This is a genomic window from Pararhizobium capsulatum DSM 1112 (assembly GCF_030814475.1).
GTDB lineage: Bacteria > Pseudomonadota > Alphaproteobacteria > Rhizobiales > Rhizobiaceae > Pararhizobium > Pararhizobium capsulatum.
Genome location: NZ_JAUSVF010000001.1, coordinates 926,672 through 944,303 on the forward strand (window position 1 = coordinate 926,672; position 17,632 = coordinate 944,303).

18 protein-coding genes are annotated in these 17,632 nt (G+C 60.3%); 10 read left to right on the top strand and 8 right to left on the bottom strand.

What is annotated here, in order from left to right; translation table 11 throughout:
• Positions 1-254 precede the first annotated feature (254 nt).
• Both QO002_RS04355 and QO002_RS04360 read right to left on the bottom strand, forming a co-directional pair.
• Entirely contained in the window at positions 255-1,154 is a 900-nt protein-coding gene (locus QO002_RS04355; RefSeq protein WP_307227046.1) for a ribokinase, read from the bottom strand.
• A gap of 83 nt (positions 1,155-1,237) precedes the next feature.
• A complete protein-coding gene (locus QO002_RS04360) occupies positions 1,238-2,431 on the bottom strand; it encodes a DNA recombination protein RmuC (RefSeq protein WP_307227047.1) in 1,194 nt (397 codons plus the stop codon).
• Positions 2,432-2,573: 142 nt separating this feature from the next.
• On the opposite strand from QO002_RS04360, the gene def reads away from it, so the two are divergent.
• The 3 genes from def (at position 2,574) to truA (ending at position 4,870) form a co-directional block, all read left to right on the top strand.
• Positions 2,574-3,098, top strand: coding sequence for a peptide deformylase (gene def / locus QO002_RS04365; protein WP_307227049.1), 525 nt, complete (start codon positions 2,574-2,576; stop codon positions 3,096-3,098).
• 93 nt (positions 3,099-3,191) lie between these two features.
• Entirely contained in the window at positions 3,192-4,127 is a 936-nt protein-coding gene (gene fmt, locus QO002_RS04370; RefSeq protein WP_307227051.1) for a methionyl-tRNA formyltransferase, read from the top strand.
• Positions 4,127-4,870: a tRNA pseudouridine(38-40) synthase TruA gene (gene truA, locus QO002_RS04375; RefSeq protein WP_307227053.1), complete on the top strand. Its 744-nt coding sequence runs from the start codon at positions 4,127-4,129 to the stop codon at positions 4,868-4,870. Before fmt ends, truA begins: the two co-directional genes overlap by 1 nt.
• A 9-nt stretch (positions 4,871-4,879) precedes the next feature.
• Here truA and QO002_RS04380 read toward each other — a convergent pair whose 3' ends face one another.
• From QO002_RS04380 to dapD, 4 genes are all read right to left on the bottom strand, one after another.
• Positions 4,880-5,476, bottom strand: a complete 597-nt coding sequence (locus QO002_RS04380) for a hypothetical protein (RefSeq protein WP_307227055.1) — start codon at positions 5,474-5,476, stop codon at positions 4,880-4,882.
• Positions 5,463-6,656, bottom strand: coding sequence for a succinyl-diaminopimelate desuccinylase (dapE, locus tag QO002_RS04385; protein ID WP_307227058.1), 1,194 nt, complete (start codon positions 6,654-6,656; stop codon positions 5,463-5,465). Before dapE ends, QO002_RS04380 begins: the two co-directional genes overlap by 14 nt.
• Before the next feature lie 141 nt (positions 6,657-6,797).
• A complete protein-coding gene (locus QO002_RS04390) occupies positions 6,798-7,187 on the bottom strand; it encodes a DUF805 domain-containing protein (protein ID WP_307227060.1) in 390 nt (129 codons plus the stop codon).
• 4 nt (positions 7,188-7,191) lie between these two features.
• Positions 7,192-8,049, bottom strand: a complete 858-nt coding sequence (gene dapD / locus QO002_RS04395) for a 2,3,4,5-tetrahydropyridine-2,6-dicarboxylate N-succinyltransferase (RefSeq protein WP_307227062.1) — start codon at positions 8,047-8,049, stop codon at positions 7,192-7,194.
• A gap of 206 nt (positions 8,050-8,255) precedes the next feature.
• Between dapD and QO002_RS04400 the strand changes: the two genes are divergently transcribed.
• Entirely contained in the window at positions 8,256-9,155 is a 900-nt protein-coding gene (locus QO002_RS04400) for an LOG family protein (RefSeq protein ID WP_307227064.1), read from the top strand.
• A gap of 79 nt (positions 9,156-9,234) precedes the next feature.
• Here the strand turns inward: QO002_RS04400 and QO002_RS04405 are convergent, their stop codons facing one another.
• The gene (locus tag QO002_RS04405; RefSeq protein ID WP_307227066.1) at positions 9,235-9,753 is read right to left on the bottom strand and encodes an EF-hand domain-containing protein; all 519 of its coding nucleotides are present in this window, start codon (positions 9,751-9,753) and stop codon (positions 9,235-9,237) included.
• A gap of 120 nt (positions 9,754-9,873) precedes the next feature.
• Positions 9,874-10,581 (bottom strand): pyrimidine 5'-nucleotidase, encoded by a 708-nt coding sequence (locus tag QO002_RS04410; RefSeq protein WP_307227068.1) that lies wholly within the window; start codon positions 10,579-10,581, stop codon positions 9,874-9,876.
• Positions 10,582-10,683: 102 nt separating this feature from the next.
• On the opposite strand from QO002_RS04410, the gene QO002_RS04415 reads away from it, so the two are divergent.
• The 6 genes from QO002_RS04415 (at position 10,684) to aspT (ending at position 17,468) form a co-directional block, all read left to right on the top strand.
• Positions 10,684-11,589 carry a DMT family transporter gene (locus QO002_RS04415; RefSeq protein WP_307227070.1) on the top strand — a complete coding sequence of 302 codons (906 nt, stop codon included), beginning with the start codon at positions 10,684-10,686 and terminating at the stop codon, positions 11,587-11,589.
• A gap of 72 nt (positions 11,590-11,661) precedes the next feature.
• The gene (locus QO002_RS04420) at positions 11,662-12,741 is read left to right on the top strand and encodes a bifunctional transcriptional activator/DNA repair enzyme AdaA (RefSeq protein WP_307227072.1); all 1,080 of its coding nucleotides are present in this window, start codon (positions 11,662-11,664) and stop codon (positions 12,739-12,741) included.
• The gene (locus tag QO002_RS04425; RefSeq protein WP_307227073.1) at positions 12,738-13,505 is read left to right on the top strand and encodes an isocitrate lyase/PEP mutase family protein; all 768 of its coding nucleotides are present in this window, start codon (positions 12,738-12,740) and stop codon (positions 13,503-13,505) included. The genes QO002_RS04420 and QO002_RS04425 overlap by 4 nt, the downstream gene beginning before the upstream one ends.
• A 114-nt stretch (positions 13,506-13,619) precedes the next feature.
• Positions 13,620-14,078, top strand: coding sequence for a BA14K family protein (locus tag QO002_RS04430; protein WP_307227075.1), 459 nt, complete (start codon positions 13,620-13,622; stop codon positions 14,076-14,078).
• A 437-nt stretch (positions 14,079-14,515) separates the two neighbouring features.
• Positions 14,516-15,520, top strand: coding sequence for an MBL fold metallo-hydrolase (locus QO002_RS04435; protein WP_307227077.1), 1,005 nt, complete (start codon positions 14,516-14,518; stop codon positions 15,518-15,520).
• 256 nt (positions 15,521-15,776) lie between these two features.
• A complete protein-coding gene (aspT, locus tag QO002_RS04440; RefSeq protein WP_307227080.1) occupies positions 15,777-17,468 on the top strand; it encodes an aspartate-alanine antiporter in 1,692 nt (563 codons plus the stop codon).
• Positions 17,469-17,632: the final 164 nt, after the last annotated feature.

A 17,632-nucleotide genomic window follows, 5' to 3' on the forward strand; every position in this document is an offset into this window, starting at 1 on the left:
TGCAGACAGATGTTGGGAAATGCTCCCTCATGGAGCGCCAGATGTCAGACGACATCGCAGGATCGAGCCGAAGCTGGCGGCAAGGCTCGCTGCACAGATCCTGAATAGCTGGAAGTTTATTAAAATTAGAACAACGTAAAAACCGAAAAGTTTGGTTTAAAAGGCGTTTTGGCCTTTCTGCCGCTTTGCGACACTCTTTGTCCCGATGGCGGACAACGAGGCAAGCGCATCGCTATTTGCGGTTGTTTACCGTCTCAGACGCGGGCATCCACGTCCTTGGCAAGGGGGATCGCCGGTTGGGCGCCGGGCTTCAGACAGGCAAGAGACCCGGCAACAGCTGCGCGGCGCAGGGCCGTCTCGAACGCCAGACCGGCATCAAGACCGGCTGCCAGATAACCGCAGAAGGTGTCGCCTGCACCCACGGTATCCACCGGTTCGATTTTCAGGCCATCGGCACGGTAAAGCGTGCCATCCCTGAGGGCGACGACACCCTCGGCACCGAGCGTGACGATAATGGTCTGCCCGGTTTCACCCTGCAGCCTTCGCATTTCCTCAATGCGTTCGTCAGCAGACAGGCCGCTCTTTTCCGCAAGCAGTTCGAATTCGGTTTCGTTGGCAATAACGATATCGGCCATTCGTCCGAGACGCGCCGCATCAGCCGTCAGAGGCGCGATGTTGATCAGGGACCGGATACCGGCTTGACGGGCAGCGATGAGTGCCGTCTCGATCGCGGATGGGGGGACTTCGAGCTGCAGGACCAGCGTGTCGTTGGCGGACATCGCTGCGACGGCGGCACGGCCATCTTCGTCGCTGACCTTGCCGTTGGCGCCGGCCACGACGACGATGACGTTTTCACCATCTCCGCCGACGAGAATATGGGCGGTGCCGGTGGCCTCATCCACGGTCCTGGTCGCCGAAAGGTCGGTTCCGGCTTCCTTCATCAGCACCAGCGCATCTGCCGCGAAAGCGTCTGAGCCGACGGCGCCGGCCATGCGCACCTTGGCGCCGGCACGCGTGGCAGCGAGAGCCTGATTGGCACCCTTGCCACCGGCCGCAGTAGAAAAGCTGGTGCCGGCCACGGTCTCGCCGGGTTTCGGCAGGCGCGGGGTGGTGGCAATCAGGTCCATGTTGATGGAACCGAACACAGTGATCATGAAAGCCTCCCCGGCCGTGTTGATACGGCACCATCAGGCACCGTTTTCGCTCAGTGATTTTGGCCGGACACTGCCCGAGAGCATCAGTCCTCGTCAACCACCTTCAGCTTCAACTGGCCGAAACGATTTTCCGCCGTTCGCGACTCGGGGGCGGAGGACGCAGGTTTGCTGTCGAGTTCCAGGGCTTCGATACGGGCGCCGCGGCGCTTCAACTTGTCGGAGGAGACAAGAATGTCGTCCACGTCCTTCTGCGCCGAGGTGAAGTGACCATGCAACTTGCGAATGCGTTCGTCCAGGCGACCGAGATCCTCCATCAGCCTGATGACTTCACCCTGGATCAGATGGGCCTGCTCACGCATCCGGGCATCGCGCAGGATCGACTGGATCACCTGGATCGACAGCAGCAGAAGCGAGGGCGAAACGATGACGATGCGGGCGCGGTGCGCCTTCTGCACGATGGCCTCGAAATGCTCGTGGATTTCGGCAAAGATCGATTCGGAAGGCACGAAGAGAAAGGCCGTTTCCTGCGTTTCTCCTGCGATCAGATACTTGCCGGCGATATCGCGGACATGCACCTCCATGTCTCGGCGAAACTGCAGGCCGGCCTGCCGCGCCGCCTCAGTGTCGCTCCCGGCGTTGCGGATGGCATTCCAGCTTTCCAGCGGAAACTTGGCATCGACCACAAGCACGGGCTGACCGTTCGGCATGCGGATGGTGCAATCCGGTCGCGAACTGTTCGAAAGCGTCGGCTGGAAGGTATAGGCGCCCATTGGCAGGCCGTCGGCGATGATGGTCTCCATGCGAGACTGGCCAAAGGCGCCGCGCGTCTGCTTGTTGGAGAGGATATGCTGCAGCCCGGCCATGTCCTTGGCCAGCGACTGGATATTGTTCTGCGCCGTGTCGATCACGGCCAGTCGCTCCTGCAGCCGGCGCAGATTTTCGTGGGTCGCCTTCGTCTGCTCGGTGATCGACACGCCGAGACGATGGGTCATGCCATCGATGCGCTGGTTGATCGATTGGTTGAGTTCGGATTGCCGGGTGCCGAAAACCTCGGTCATCGCCGCGATCCGGCCTTGCATTTCCGTTTGTGCCGCGACGAGTGTCGCCATTCGCTCGTCCGCTTCGCGCGCCCGCCGCCGTTCGCGGCGCGCGCTGAAAACGATGCTGAGGACGAGCCCTGCCAGCAGGATCGCCCCCGCGGCAAGCAGGAGATCAGGCCCGATCGGATAGGTGCCGAGGATGAAAACTGGATTGTCGGTGCTGAAGATCGAATTCATGGCGCAAAACTAGCAGGTTTTTCGATTGTTTCCAGATCAAAACAAGAACATTGCCGCCAGTCCAGCATTCGCAGTGCGTTGATGGCCAAAAATTCTTCGCAGGGAGAATTCCATCCGTCTTCAAGATCGGTTATGGGAGCCAATGACCATTAAGCCGCTCATTATTCTTCCCGATCCGGTTCTTCGCGAGCTTTCCAAGCCCGTCGAAACCGTCAATGATGACATTCGCCGCCTGGCAGATGACATGCTGGACACGATGTATGATGCGCCGGGCATCGGCCTTGCCGCCATTCAGATCGGCGTTCCCAGACGCATACTGGTGATCGATGTTTCCAAGGATGGTGAAGAGAAGCAGCCATTGGTGTTCATCAATCCCGAGATTGTCCGCTCAGCCGAGGAGCGCTCGGTCTACGAAGAGGGCTGCCTGTCGATCCCGGACTACTACGCGGAAGTCGAGCGCCCGGCGGAAATCACGGTCAATTTTCTCGATCGCGATGGAAAGGCCCACACCGTCGAAGCCGACGGCCTGCTTGCCACCTGCCTGCAGCATGAGATCGATCATCTGAACGGCCTGCTGTTCATCGATTATATCTCCAAGCTGAAACGTGAGATGGTGATCCGCAAGTTCACCAAGGCAGCCAAGGTCCGCGGCGCCAAGGCGATCTGAGCGCGCCGGACACTATCGGCGGGCCAATCCTGCGCCGCCGAGGCGGCGGTTCAAGACCCTTGACGGGTTTCTTCCTTCACAAGGAACTATGCCGTGTCGCTTCGTATCGTCTTCATGGGAACACCTGAATTTTCAGTGCCGACGCTTTCGGTGCTGGCCCAAGCCGGCCACAGGATTGTTTCGGTCTACACCCAGCCGCCGCGGCCGGGTGGCCGTCGTGGTCTCGATCTTCAGAAGTCACCGGTGCATCAGGCCGCTGAACTGCTCGGCATTCCGGTGCGAACGCCACTCAATTTCAAGAATGAAGCTGATCGCGAGGAGTTTCGCGCTCTTGACGCCGATGTTGCCGTCGTCGTCGCCTATGGTCTTCTGCTGCCCGAAGCGATCCTGAACGGAACACGGCTCGGTTGCTACAACGGCCACGCCTCGCTTTTGCCGCGCTGGCGCGGTGCAGCGCCGATCCAGCGGGCGATCATGGCGGGCGATCATGAGACCGGCATGATGGTCATGAAGATAGATGTCGGCCTCGATACCGGACCGGTCGCGATGACCAAGGCAGTGGCTATCGGGCCGGAGATGACGGCCGGTGAACTTCACGACAAGCTGATGCTGGCCGGGGCGAGCCTGATGCGTGACGCGATGGACAAGCTGGAAGCCGGCGATCTGCCGCTGACGCCGCAGCCGGACGAAGGTGCGCTGTATGCGGCCAAGATATCGAAGGCGGAGACCCGCATCGATTTTTCCAGGCCGGCTCAGGAGGTGCACAACCATATTCGCGGGCTTTCCCCCTTTCCCGGCGCATGGTTCGAGGCCGATATCGGCGGCAAGGCAGAGCGGATCAAGGTGCTGTCCTCGGTTGTCGAGACGGCAGGTGGCGTGGCGGGAACCGTGCTTTTCGACGACCTGACGATTGCCTGCGGCGAGGGATCGGTCAGGCTCACCCGGCTGCAGAAGGCGGGTGGCAAGGTGCTTGGGGCGGAAGAGTTCCGGCGTGGTACGCCGATCGCTGCCGGCACAAGGCTTGCCTGATGCCCCGTTTTCGTCTGCTCATCGAATATGACGGTTCGGCCTATGTCGGCTGGCAGCGGCAGGACAACGGTCCGTCGATACAGGGCGCCATTGAAAAGGCGATCCTCGGCCTGACCGGTGAGACCGTATCCATCCGTGGCGCCGGGCGCACCGATTCAGGCGTCCACGCCCGTGGACAGGTCGCAAATGTGGATTTGCAGCGCGGCTGGAAGGGCGAGACGCTGCGCAACGCGCTCAATGCCCATCTCGGCCAGAATGGCGAACAGGTGTCGATCCTCGACGCGGCGGAAGTATCACCCGAATTCGACGCGCGCTTCTCTGCTTTACGGCGGCATTATCTCTACCGGATCATCTGCCGACGCGCGCCATTGGCGCTTGAGGCCCGGCGTGCCTGGTGGGTGGTGAAGCCGCTTGATCACGAGGCAATGCACGAAGCCGCCCAGATGCTGGTCGGAAAGCATGACTTCACGACATTCCGGTCGGCCCATTGCCAGGCCAACAGTCCGGTGCGCACAATCGATCGGCTGGATGTTACGCGCGACGGCGAGATCATCGAGATCAGGGCGACCGCGCAAAGCTTCCTTCACAACCAGATCCGCTCTTTTGCCGGCACCTTGAAACTGGCCGGGGAGGGCAAGTGGACGCCTGAGGATGTGCGTACGGCTCTTGAAGCGAAAGACCGCAAGGCCTGCGGCCCGGTGGCGCCGCCGGACGGGCTCTATTTCATGCAGGTGGATTACTAACCGTCAGGCTCAGCCCGGAAACAGGCCAAGCGCTCGCTGCATCAGTTCACCGATAATCAGCGATGGCAGGATGGAAAGTGTTGTCAGAGCGAATGCCAGCAGCGCATGCGGGCTGGCGATCGTCTTTATCAGCCGGAAGACTGCGGCAAAGGAAACGACCAGCGTCACCAAGGACAGCAAGGCTGTCAGCCCTTCACTGCCGGGAATGACCAGACGGATCGCGGCGGGAACGGCCATGGCGTAAAAGATAGGCAACGAAATCCAGTTCGAAGTCACGATCACATCAGCCAAGATCTCGCTATAGGCGAGCGGCCTGGCAAGCACCGCGATCAGGGCCAGTGGCAGGACCCAGGCGGAAAGATCGATCAGGAAGAGCTTCAGAATGAACGTCAGCCCCGCAGGTGTCCCTTGCGGCATGTTCGCCAGATAATAGAGCCGCCACGCTCCCCAGCTTACCGCCATTGCAGGAAGGCACCACAGGATGGATGCAAAGGAGCGCCAGACGCCGATGGCCGAGAGATCGAGATAGTCGAAGCCGCGTTTGTCGCCGCTGAGCAGCAGCCAGATACCCTTCAGATAGGTGCCGATCTCCTCAAGCTGCGGCATTGCCAAACCAGCGGTCGATAAAGGTTTCGTAGATCTGTGTCAGCGTTTCCAGATCGGAGACGGAGACGCGCTCATCCACCATATGCATGGTTTGACCGACAGGCCCGAACTCGACGACCGGGCAATGATCCTTGATGAAGCGGGCGTCGGAGGTGCCGCCGGTGGTGGAGAGTTTTGGCCGGCGCCCGACGACGGCCTCAACGGCATCTGACAGCGATGAAATCAGCGCCTCGTTGTGGGTGAGAAACACATGGCTCGGCCGTTCGCTCCAGACGATATCGTATTTTACCGGCTCCCGGCCGGCGCGCAGCGGGCTTTCCTGTGCGGCGCGGTCGAGCCGTGCCAGGATTTCAGACTGCAGGCTTTCCACGCTCCACGTGTCGTTGAAGCGGATGTTGAAGCTTGCCGTCGCACGGGCGGGAATGACGTTGACCGCGCTATTGGCGACGTCGATCGTCGTGACTTCGAGATTGGACGGCTGGAAATTGTCGGTGCCGGCATCGAAGGGCGGGTGCATCAGAGCGCTGGTGAGGGCCAGCACGCCGCGCACCGGATTGTCGGCCAGATGCGGATAGGCGGCATGCCCCTGTACGCCATGAACGGTGATCTTGCCCGAGAGAGAGCCGCGGCGACCGATCTTGATCATGTCGCCCAGTTGATCCGGGTTGGTCGGCTCGCCCACAAGGCAGGCATCCCAGCGCTCGCCCTTGTCAGCGGCCCATTCCAGCAGCTTTGTCGTGCCGTTGATCGCCGGCCCTTCCTCGTCGCCGGTAATCAGGAAGGAGATGGAACCCTTCGGTGCACCGTTCTTTTCGATGTGGCGCGCGACGGCAGCAACAAAGCAGGCGATCCCACCCTTCATATCGACCGCGCCGCGGCCATACATTTCGCCGTCGGCGATATCTGCGGCAAAGGGCGGACGTGACCAGTCAGCCTCGTTGCCAACCGGCACGACATCGGTATGACCGGCAAACAGAAGATGAGGACCATCATTGCCGAGACGCGCGTAGAGGTTTTCAATATCCGGGGTGTTCTCATCCTTCGCCATCACCCGATCGATCTTGAAACCGAGCGGAGCGAGCATAGCATCCAGCGCAGAAAGCGCGCCGCCTTCCGCAGGCGTAACGGACGGGCAGCGGATGAGCGTGGCGAGATTGGCGATAGGGTCAGTGGAGGACATTGCTGAAGCCTGTTGTTTTTCGCCGAATGTTTAGCCCATCCCCGTCGGCCTGTCACCGTCCTGCAGGCGTTCTGCCCTTATCCATGCCTGGGACAAATTGCCGTCGCTGCCGTAAGGAAGAAATGCGAAAAGCAAAAAAGCTCAGAGCGTTCCGGAAGGTTCGTTCGTGCGGGCGCCATATTCGTTTGCCTCCGCCTGTCCCGGCCAGAAACAGAGTGCAAGGAACATCAACGGGCTGACCACCGGCAGGAAGATAAAAAGCGCCAGCATGCCCGACTGCCCGATATCGTGCAGCCGCTTGATGGTGATCAGGAAGGTGGATGCCGTGGCGGCAACGCCGACGATAACGCTCAGCACCAACCAGATCATCAATGCGCCCTGGTTGTTTTCATTCGCCAGGATCCGCGCCATGGCAAAGCTGAGGATCACCAGCCAGAACAGCCAGCCCAGAATATAGGGTTGGCGGCTGATCCGGCCGGAGGGGCTGAAAAACAGCCACTGCATGGACTTTTCCGATGCCGCGGCTGCCATCCTGCTAATCCCGGAGAAGTTCGTTGATGCCGGTCTTCGAGCGGGTCTTTTCGTCGACGCGCTTGACGATGACGGCGCAGTAGAGGTTCGGGGCCGGCTGGCCATTGCCCATGGTGTTGCCGGAAGCAAGCGAGCCCGCGACTACAACGGAGTAGGGCGGCACTTCGCCATAGGTGATCTCGCCAGTGGCGCGGTCGACGATCTTGGTCGACTTGCCGATGAACACGCCCATGCCGAGCACGGAACCTTCACGCACGATGCAGCCTTCGACCACTTCCGAGCGGGCGCCGATGAAGCAATTGTCCTCGATGATCGTCGGGCCGGCCTGCAGCGGCTCCAGGACGCCGCCGATACCGACACCGCCCGAGAGGTGGACGTGCTTGCCGATCTGGGCGCAGGAGCCGACGGTTGCCCAGGTATCGACCATCGTGCCTTCGCCGACATAGGCGCCGAGATTGACGAAGGACGGCATCAGGATCGCGTTCGGGGCGATGTAGGCCGAGCGGCGCACGACGGCATTCGGCACGGCGCGGAAACCGGCCTCGCGAAAACGGCTCTCGCCCCAGCCATCGAACTTCGAAGGAACCTTGTCCCACCATGTCGAGCCGCCGGGACCGCCTTCGACGATTGCCATGTCGTTCAGGCGGAAGGAGAGCAACACGGCCTTCTTCAGCCACTGATGAACCGTCCAGTTGCCGTCACCGCCGCGCTCTGCAACGCGAACCTTGCCGGCATCGAGCAGATTGAGCGCAGTTTCCACGGCGTCGCGGACTTCGCCCCTGGTGGACGTGCTGATCGTGTCGCGATTGTCGAACGCGGTCTCAATGGTCTGCGAAAGGGCGGTCAGGTCCTGGGTTGTCATCGGAATTCCTTAAGCTTCGGCGGATATCGTGAAAATGCTGTAGAGCATGATCCCGAAAAGTTGAAGCGCTTTTCGGTTGCGGTCTGCTCCGGACGGCGCTCTATGTCGCGAAATGATCGCCGGTGATTTGCACAGGCGATATCGCGGCATCCAGAAGGGTGCGCGGCGACCATGGAAGGTTTGCGGCGAGGCAGGGAAAGTTCAGCATGGCAAGAATGAAGAAGCGCAATCTGCGTCGCAAGGACGGGGTCTGGGATCCGCTTGTCGATAGCCAGCAGACCAAACACCGGGCGGCGAGCGTGCCACCGACGCCGCAATCGATGTCGCCATCCTATCGGCTCGCCTATGTCGACGACGATTTCCTGAGCCGCGAGGAACTGAGACCGGTGCGACTGCAGCTGGAGCTTCTGAAGACGGAAATGATGCTCGCCGAACGCGGCATCACCTCGACTGTTGTCATGTTTGGCGGAGCGCGCATCCCGGAGCCGGGCGGCGATGCCTGGGCGGCGAAGAACGACATCCAGCGCAAGAACCTGACGGCGGCCTCGGTTTATTACGAGGAAGCCCGCAAATTCGCCCGCTTGTGTTCGGAGCATTCCGCCCAGTCCGACTACAAGGAGTTCGTGGTCGTCACCGGCGGCGGGCCGGGCGTGATGGAGGCAGGTAATCGCGGTGCAAGCGAAGTCGGTGCCCCGTCGATCGGTCTCAACATCGTGCTGCCGCACGAGCAGGCGCCAAACCGCTATGTCACGCCAGACTTGAGTTTCAATTTTCACTATTTCGCGATCCGAAAGATGCATTTTCTCGTGCGCGCTAAAGCGGTTACGGTGTTTCCGGGCGGTTTTGGTACCTTGGACGAGCTCTTTGAGACCGTGACGCTGATGCAGACGGGCCGCATGGCGCTGGTGCCGCTGATCCTGTTTGGGGAGAAGTTCTGGCGCTCGATCATCAATTTCGATGCGCTTGCCGAGTTCGGTACGATCGCGCCGGATGACGTCAATCTTGTGCAGTTTGTCGAAACGGCCGACGAGGCCTGGAAGATCATCTCGGATTTCTACGAGAAGGTCGATCCGGCATCGGTGCCGATGGCCTCCGGCGCCCGGTGATTTCCGGGCGCATCCTTCGTCGGATGTGAACCAGCTGTAAGCGACGAGCCCTGCATTTCCTGCCGGGCCCGTCGTTTGGTCAAATCTTCTTGGTGAAATCCGAAGCGTCGATGAAGCCGTCGTCATTGGTGTCGCGGCGCTTGAACATCTTGCCGGCCTGTTCGGTGACTTCCGCAAGGCTCAGCGAACCGTCGTTATCGGCGTCGATGCGCTTGAAGGCCTTCGGGCGCATGCCGGGCAGCATGGCCGGGCGGATATCCTTCATCTTTTCGCGGAATTCGGCACGGGCTTCTTCAGATTTTCCGGCTTTTCGCCATTCCTTGCGCGCTTCGCGGAAGGCCTGGCGCTTCGCCTTCATCTCGTCGTGCGAAACCTGGCCGTTGCCATCGGTGTTGAACGACTTGAAGGCGATTTCGGTGCGGGCCTTCACTTCGTCGAGCGAGACCTTGCCGTCCTTGTTGGTGTCGAGCCGCTTGATCATCCATTCCGCCCGCTGATCGGGCGTCAGCTTCTGACGTGCCGCAAAGCTAGGCGTGACTGCGCTGGTTACCGCGATCGTCGCGGCAACGACGCTGAGAAGGAATAACTTGGTTGTCATGGCATGTCCTTTCAGAGTTCGTCCCTGAAAGAAAAGATAGATGAGATCGCCGGCAGAACCAGTTAAACTTTGGTAATTCAGATATTTGGCGAAAGCGCGGCTTTTGCGTGGCCGCTATTCCTAACCAATCAGCCGCTGAAGGAATCCGGTCAGATCTTCTGTCACGTAATCGATCTGGTCATCCTCTTCGGAGCTTCTTTCCCAGGTTTCGGCAAATTCGTATTCCATGTTGCGCGGCACGAGAAGCACCGTTTTCATGCCAAGCGCCCGCGGCACTAGCAGGTTGCGCGGCAGATCCTCGAACATGGTGGCGCGTTGTGTATCCACGCGGTGCAGCTTCATGAACTTGTGGTAAGTGTCGCCCGCCGGCTTCGGAACATAGTCAGCCGCGACGATATCGAAGATGTTGTCGAAATTTTCGAGGATGCCGAGCGCCTGCGCGGTCATTTCCGCATGGCGTACGCTGCCATTGGTAAAGATGAACTTGCGACCCGGCAGGGCCTTGATCGCTTCGCCCAATGCGGGATCGGCCGGCACGACGGAATAGTCGATGGAATGGGCCTTCTCCAGAAAGTCATTGGGATCGATACCGTGATGGATCATCAGGCCCTGCAGGGTGGTGCCGTGATCGCGGTAATATTGCTTCTGCAGCGACTTGGCAGCGACCGGATCCAGCGTCAGCAGCGCCGAGACATACGCCGTCATGTTGCGGTCGATCTGGGAAAACAGATTGACGTGATGCGGATAGAGCGTGTTGTCGAGATCGAACACCCAGTCGGTGACGTGGGCGAAATCGGCTTTGGTCGGCAGGCGGTCGAGCTGTTTCATGGGCGCCTTATGCCACGCCGCGCGACAGAAGCAAAAAGGATTTGCGTGGCGATCGCCCGCCCGCCGGTGGATTTCCTGAAACACCCATGATAGCCGGCAGGCATGGAACCCTGGATCATCATCACCATCGCAGCCGCCTTCCTCCAGAACCTGCGGTCGGCGCTGCAAAAACACCTGCAGACGTCGCTCGGCACCACGGGGGCGAGTTTCGTTCGCTTCGGCTACGGTTTTCCGCTGGCGATCCTCTATGTGCTCGGCCTGCATTTTCTTGCCCGCTACAGTCTGCCTGACCTCAACGGCACCTTCTGGTTCTGGGCTCTTGTCGGCGGGTTGTCGCAGATCTTCGCGACGATGATGCTGGTCTATCTGTTTTCGTTGCGCAATTTTGCCGTCGGCACCGCTTACTCCAAGACAGAGCCGGTACAGGCGGCGATCTTCGGACTGATCCTGCTCGGCGAACGGCTGACGCCCGGCGCGATCGCCGCAATCATCGTCGGGGTCATCGGGGTGATGATGATCTCGATGGCGCGGCTGCCGCTCTCCTGGCGCAATCTCTTTATTGCCATGACCGGACGGACTGCGCTGATCGGCATCGCCTCCGGTGCGGTCTTTGGTATCTCCGCGGTCGCTTACCGTTCAGCGGCACTGTCGCTCGGTGGGCCCAACCCGGTCATGCAGGCAGCCGTGACGCTTGCCTGCGTCACCAGTTTCCAGACGGCCTTCATGCTGGTGTGGATGCTGATCAAGGACAAAAGGGAAATCGGCCAGGTGCTTCGGTCCTGGCGTTCGTCCTCGCTCGTCGGCATTGCCGGCGTCACCGGCTCGGCCTGCTGGTTCACGGCCATGGCGCTTCAGCAGGTGGCCTATGTGCGGGCACTGGGCCAGATCGAACTCGTCTTCACCTTCATGGCGTCGATCTTTCTGTTCCGCGAGCGCATCAGCCGGATGGAGGCAGCGGGCTGCCTTCTGATCGTCACCGGCATTCTGTTGCTGCTCATGTGGAAATAAGCAGCCTCGAACCAAAAAATAGACGCCCGAAAATCAGCGGCGGAAGCATGCGTCCGGTGATAAAAGAACGGCATGCTGTTTGACCTTCCCTCCGATGAAATTCTCTATGACGCGCTTGTGGCGCGCAGCCCCGAATATGAAGGGGCTGCCTTCGTCTGCGTCCGCACCACCGGCATCTTCTGCCGGCTGACCTGCCCGGCCCGTAAGCCGAAGAAGGAAAATACCTTCTTTGCGAGTTCGGTCGGAACATGTCTCAATGCCGGTTTTCGCCCCTGCCGGCGTTGCCACCCGATGGAAGCCGTTGGTGGCAAGGACGAGACCGTCGATGCGCTGATGCAGGCGCTCGATGCCGAGCCTGAGCGACGCTGGACGGAGACGGATATTTCGCGGCGGGGTTATGATCCCTCGACGGTACGCCGCGCCTTCAAGCGTCATCTTGGTATTACCTTTCTCGATCTCGCCCGCCAGCGGCGGATCGGTTCGGCCGCGCGCCACCTTGCCGACGGCGGCCGTGTCATTGATGCGCAGCTGGAGGCGGGCTATGATTCTGCAAGCGGCTTTCGCGCCGCCTTTGCACGATTGATCGGAGAAGCTCCTGTGACGGCACAGGGTCGGGAAATTCTCGTGGCCGCCTGGATGGAAACGCCGCTCGGGCCGATGCTCGCGGTGGGCGATCAGACACACCTGCACCTGCTCGAATTCCACGACAGGAAAGCCTTGCCCTCGGAGATGGAAAGCCTGAAGCGCAAGACCCGTTCGGCCGTGGTTGCAGGGAGAAGTGCGCCGATAGAGCAGATCGATGCCGAGCTGAAAGCCTATTTTGCCGGCGAAAGCGGCGTGTTCAAGACACCGCTGGCGCTCGATGGCAGTGCCTTTGAACGCAGCGTCTGGGCGAAACTTCTGGAAATTCCCTTGGGCGAGACCCGCTCCTACGGCGATATTGCGCGCGAGGTCGATACGCTCCAGGCGGTGCGTGCGGTTGCCAAGGCCAACGGGACAAACCGCATTGCCATTATCATCCCCTGCCACCGCTGCATCGGCTCGGACGGATCGCTGACGGGTTATGGTGGCGGGCTGTGGCGCAAGCAATGGCTGCTGCGTCATGAGGGCAAGATGAGACCTGTCGGATTGTTTGCTGAGGAGAGATCATGAACCAGATCGAAAAGACAAAAGCCTTTCACGCGTTGCATCGCAAGGGCAACCCGCTCGTTCTCTATAACGTCTGGGATGCTGGAACGGCCGGCGCCGTTGCCGCCGCGGGTGCAAAGGCGCTTGCGACGGGAAGCTGGTCGGTTGCAGCCGCCAACGGTTATGGCGATGGCGAAGCCTTGCCGCTCGAGGTGCTTGTCGTCGTCGCCCGTTCGATCGTCGCCTCGATCGATCTGCCGGTCAGCATCGATTTCGAGGGCGCCTATTCCGAGGACCCCTCGCAGGCTGCTGCCAATGCTGCCTTGCTGATGGATCTCGGTGCCGTCGGCATCAATTTCGAAGACCAGGTTGTCGGAGGTGAGGGGCTCTATTCGATCGAAAGCCAGACCGCTCGCATCCGCGCCATTCGTGCGGCGGCCGAGGATCGTGGTCTGCCATTTTTCATCAATGCCCGCACGGATCTCTTTCTGAAGGAATCGGACGGAAGCAAGCATGCGGCTTTGCTCGACCAAGCGATCGAAAGGGCGCATGCCTTCGCCGAGGCGGGGGCAAGCGGCTTCTTCGCCCCGTGGCTGGCGGACACGGCCCTTATCTCTCAACTGTGTGCTGCCAGCCCCTTGCCGGTCAATATCATGATGAAGCCCGGCGCGCCGACCGTTTCGGAACTTGCTGCCTGCGGTGTGGCGCGTGTCAGCTATGGTCCCGGGCCCTACCGTGCGATGATCGCGTGGCTCAAGGGCGAGGCAGAGAAAATCTACGCGGCTTAGCGTTCGTTTTTTAGCGACGTTAGCCGCCGATGACGAACCCGTGATGGACCCGATAGGCCCGTCGCGGGTTAACCCTGCACATAGCCAGATGATTGGCCGCAGGAGGATTTCGTCATGAAGAGGTTTGTTATCGTGTTCGCTGCTCTGGCGACAACGGTGACCGGAGTTGCACCAGCCCAGGCCTTCCCCGTCGTACCATCCGTTTCGGCGCCGCAGGCAGAAATGCAAGGCGTGCAGGAAGTCCGGGACCGTCATTACATGCGCCGCTACAATGGCAACAACGGATGGCGGAACAATGGATGGCGGAACGACCGCTATGGCAGCTATGGCCACCATTATTATGATCACGACTATGGTTGGCATGGTGATAACTACGCCGGCGTGATTATCGGCGGGCTCGCTGCGGGAGCTCTTCTCGGCAGTGTGCTGAATGCCCAGCCACGTTACTATAATCAAAGCGCCTATGGCGGGTCGCATGAGCAATGGTGCTACAATCGCTATCGTTCGTATCGTGCGTCTGACAACACGTACCAGCCGTATTACGGCTCACGCCGTCAGTGCGTATCCCCTTAACCGCCGCCAGCATCCAACCGCTGACGGCGCAGGATGCATCATTGCGTGATCACGTCGTTTGCCGTGTTTCAAGGTAACCGCCCGTCTTTAGCGTTGGAATTTTTAAGGTGGCTCGTTCTTGAAACGATGGTTCCGCTTAGGCGGATTAACCAAGACTAGAGCCTTTCCGGGTTAGATTGAAGCATTCTGTCGGAGCAGGTTTTCGGTCGGGCAGAGGCGATTGGCGAAGGGCATACCTTGCGGTACGTTCGAGCCGATCGCCTCTGATCCAGGCGGAAAAATGGCCGGCCCTTCGGTTTGGCTGAAACGGGCTGTCTGATCGCCCGGCCGGCCTGGCCGTAGAGTTGGGCTACGACAGGCGCCGGCCGGGCGACCATCCGATCCCGTTTGAGCCAACAGAATGCTTCAATCTAACCCGGAAAGGCTCTAGGAACGCAATGGCTGCCAACAGATACTATTCCGGGCCTGTTTCTGATCATTTTGACGGCACTCGCTTCTTCAACCCGGATGGTGAAGAGCCGGCTAGCGCGCTGAGCCTGATCCGCTGGAAACTCGGGAAAGGGAACGTGCCCTGGCCAAGGGCCTTTGCGAGCCCTTTCCCCCCGGCCGTGCCGGAAGGCCGGGTTTCGGGAGGTCGACTGGTTGTCACCATGGTCGGCCATGCATCGATGCTGATTCAGGTCGCTGGTCTAAACATCCTCACAGACCCGGTCTGGTCGGAACGTACCAGCCCATTTTCCTGGGCGGGGCCAACGCGCGTCAATCCTCCCGGCATCCGAATGAGTGACCTGCCCCCGATCGACGTCGTGCTTGTGACCCACAATCACTATGACCATCTCGATCTCGCAACATTGCATGCGCTGCAGCAGCTGGAAGAGCCGCCCGTGATAACCCCTTTGGGTAACGCCGCCATCATCCGGTCGCGCGTGTCCACCGCGCGGATCACCGAAATGGATTGGGGTGAACAACACTCCATTGCGCCCGGAGTAACTCTTCACTGCGAACCCTGCCATCATTGGTCGGCGCGGGGGCTTGGCGATCGCCGGATGGCACTATGGGCTGCCTTTGTCGTGGCGACGCCGGATGGCAATATTTATCACGTCGGGGATACGGGTTTCCACAAAGGGATCAACTATCGGGCAGCAAGGGAAAAGCATGGCGGCTTCCGTCTGGCGAACCTGCCGTTCGGCGCGTACGAGCCGCGCTGGTTCATGAGAGCCCAGCACCAGAACCCGGAGGAGGCAGTCAAGGGGATGCAGCTTTGCGACGCGGCCTTCGTTGCGGGGCATCATTGGGGGACGGTCAAGTTGACCAATGAAGGTATCGAGCAACCGATCGAGGCGCTTCACGCGGCATTGGACGCGCGCGGGATAGCCAGCGATCGTTTTCGCCCGATGCGGCCAGGCGAAGCCTTTGAGGTCCCGTTCGTTCCAGCGGCGTGAAATGGCCGCGGGAACTACAGCGCCGTCACGGGTGGTTCAACCACTCCGTGTTGCCAAATGTGACAGGGGCGTGACAAAAAGATCGGGCGATCAGGTATTTTCCGACAGTTTTCGTCCGCTTCAATGTCGTGCAATGCAGCATTTTTTTGTGCGAAAATGCCGTCTTGAATCGAAGTAACAACGGTGTATTCTCGCGGCATTAGCGACGTGCATTCGATAAAATTCGATACCCGAGTTCGAGCAATAGGGGGAAACTATGCTTGACTGGTTTGCCAATACGCTTCGCAGCTATCCTGAAATTGCAATCTTTTTGTCTCTGGCGCTGGGCTACTATTTCGGCTCGTTTACCTACAAGGGGCTGGGTCTCGGTGCAGTGACCGCCACCCTGATTGCGGCTGTCATCATCGGACAGCTCGGGATCACGATTTCGCCGCCGCTCAAGGCGACGTTCTTTCTGATGTTCCTGTTTGCGGTCGGCTACGGTGTCGGGCCGCAATTTGTGCGCGGCATCGCCAGGGACGGCATTCCGCAGGCCTTGTTCGCTGTGGTTGTGTGCCTCTTCTGCCTCGGCGCTCCCTATATTGCGGCAAAAATCGCCGGCTACGATGTCGGATCCGCGATCGGGCTTTATGCCGGTTCGCAGACGATTTCGGCGTCAATGGGGCTGGGAACCGACGCGATCAATCGTCTGGGATTGCCTCCTGAGGATGCCAAGCGGCTGCTTGATGCGATGCCGGTGGCCTATGCCGTTACCTACATTTTTGGCACGGTCGGATCGGCCATCGTCCTGGCTCTGTTTGGTCCCGCGCTTCTCGGTATCGACCTGGAGGCGGAATGCAAACGCTATGAGGAAGAGCACGGCGGCAAGAAGGAAGTGGGTGGTGCCGGCACCGCCTGGCATCATTACGAACTGCGTGCTTATCGTGTTCGGGAGGGTGGGCCGGTCGTCGGAAAGACGGCGCGTGAGGCGGAGGCCATGATCCCTGAACAGCGCGTGTTTGTGGAGCGTATCCGTCGCAACGGCCAAGTTGAGGACGCGACAGCAGACACAGTGATACAGGCCGGCGACATCGTTGCCGTGGCCGGGCGCCGCGATGTGCTGGTGAGCCTGATCGGCCATGCCGCGGAAGAAATCGATGATCGCGAGTTGCTCGCGGTACCGACGGAAGGGGTTGATGTTCTCGTCACGGACAAGAAGGCCGATGGCAAGACGCTGGCGGAACTGGCGCAATGGCCGACGGCTCGCGGTGTTTTCCTGCGCCGGATCGCCCGTGGTGCCACGGCGACGGAAATTCCCATCCTTCCGAACACACAGATACATCGCGGCGATGTCCTGACCATCGTCGGGAGAACGCAGGATACGACTGCTGCCGCCAACGCTCTCGGTGTGCCGGACCGTCAGACCGACGTTGCCGATGTTGCGTTCATTGGCGCGGCGATCACCATCGGCGCGCTGATCGGAGCGCTGGTCTATAAAGTCGGCGATGTGCCCTTCACTCTGTCGACCTCGGGTGGCGCGCTGATTGCCGGGCTGTTCTTCGGCTGGCTGCGCTCCGTGCGACCGAAATTCGGTCGAATTCCGTCACCGACCGTCTGGTTCATGAATTCGGTTGGCCTTAATATCTTCATTGCCGTGGTCGGCATCTCGTCCGGACCGGGCTTTGTTGCGGGCCTGCAGCAGCTCGGCTTCAGCCTGTTCCTTTGGGGCATATTTGCGACGACCGTGCCGCTGGTGCTGGCCATGTATGTTGGCAAATACGTCTTTCGCTTCCACCCGGCCATTCTGCTGGGATGCTGCTCCGGTGCGCGCACGACCACAGCATCGCTCGGCATGATCAACGACCGCGCCAAGAGCCAGATACCGGGGCTTGGCTACACAGTGACCTACGCCGTTGGAAACACGCTCCTGACGATCTGGGGCATGGTTCTCGTGATGATGATGACCTGACCGCTTTCCAGGGCGGAGGCTCGGCTTCCAAGCCTTGGAGCGGTTGATGCCGGTCCAGCATTCTCAATGCCTGTTGCGCGAACATGCGCGGCAGTTTCGCGCGAACACGCCTTGCTTGGACGCGAAGATCAGGAACGCCTCACGCCGATGCTCTTCGGCGTGAG

Excerpts from the sequence above, each read along its gene's own strand:
- dapE (WP_307227058.1), bottom strand. The coding sequence starts at position 6,656 with ATGTCCTCCACTGACCCTATCGCCAATCTCGCCACGCTCATCCGCTGC.
- QO002_RS04430 (WP_307227075.1), top strand. The coding sequence starts at position 13,620 with ATGAAGAGGTTTGTTATCGTGTTCGCTGCTCTGGCGACAACGGTGACC.
- dapD (WP_307227062.1), bottom strand. The coding sequence starts at position 8,049 with ATGACAACCCAGGACCTGACCGCCCTTTCGCAGACCATTGAGACCGCG.
- QO002_RS04415 (WP_307227070.1), top strand. The coding sequence starts at position 10,684 with ATGGAACCCTGGATCATCATCACCATCGCAGCCGCCTTCCTCCAGAAC.
- QO002_RS04410 (WP_307227068.1), bottom strand. The coding sequence starts at position 10,581 with ATGAAACAGCTCGACCGCCTGCCGACCAAAGCCGATTTCGCCCACGTC.
- QO002_RS04355 (WP_307227046.1), bottom strand. The coding sequence starts at position 1,154 with ATGATCACTGTGTTCGGTTCCATCAACATGGACCTGATTGCCACCACC.
- QO002_RS04390 (WP_307227060.1), bottom strand. The coding sequence starts at position 7,187 with ATGGCAGCCGCGGCATCGGAAAAGTCCATGCAGTGGCTGTTTTTCAGC.
- QO002_RS04435 (WP_307227077.1), top strand. The coding sequence starts at position 14,516 with ATGGCTGCCAACAGATACTATTCCGGGCCTGTTTCTGATCATTTTGAC.
- QO002_RS04420 (WP_307227072.1), top strand. The coding sequence starts at position 11,662 with ATGCTGTTTGACCTTCCCTCCGATGAAATTCTCTATGACGCGCTTGTG.
- QO002_RS04380 (WP_307227055.1), bottom strand. The coding sequence starts at position 5,476 with ATGCCGCAGCTTGAGGAGATCGGCACCTATCTGAAGGGTATCTGGCTG.
- QO002_RS04425 (WP_307227073.1), top strand. The coding sequence starts at position 12,738 with ATGAACCAGATCGAAAAGACAAAAGCCTTTCACGCGTTGCATCGCAAG.
- truA (WP_307227053.1), top strand. The coding sequence starts at position 4,127 with ATGCCCCGTTTTCGTCTGCTCATCGAATATGACGGTTCGGCCTATGTC.
- def (WP_307227049.1), top strand. The coding sequence starts at position 2,574 with ATGACCATTAAGCCGCTCATTATTCTTCCCGATCCGGTTCTTCGCGAG.
- QO002_RS04405 (WP_307227066.1), bottom strand. The coding sequence starts at position 9,753 with ATGACAACCAAGTTATTCCTTCTCAGCGTCGTTGCCGCGACGATCGCG.
- aspT (WP_307227080.1), top strand. The coding sequence starts at position 15,777 with ATGCTTGACTGGTTTGCCAATACGCTTCGCAGCTATCCTGAAATTGCA.
- QO002_RS04360 (WP_307227047.1), bottom strand. The coding sequence starts at position 2,431 with ATGAATTCGATCTTCAGCACCGACAATCCAGTTTTCATCCTCGGCACC.
- QO002_RS04400 (WP_307227064.1), top strand. The coding sequence starts at position 8,256 with ATGGCAAGAATGAAGAAGCGCAATCTGCGTCGCAAGGACGGGGTCTGG.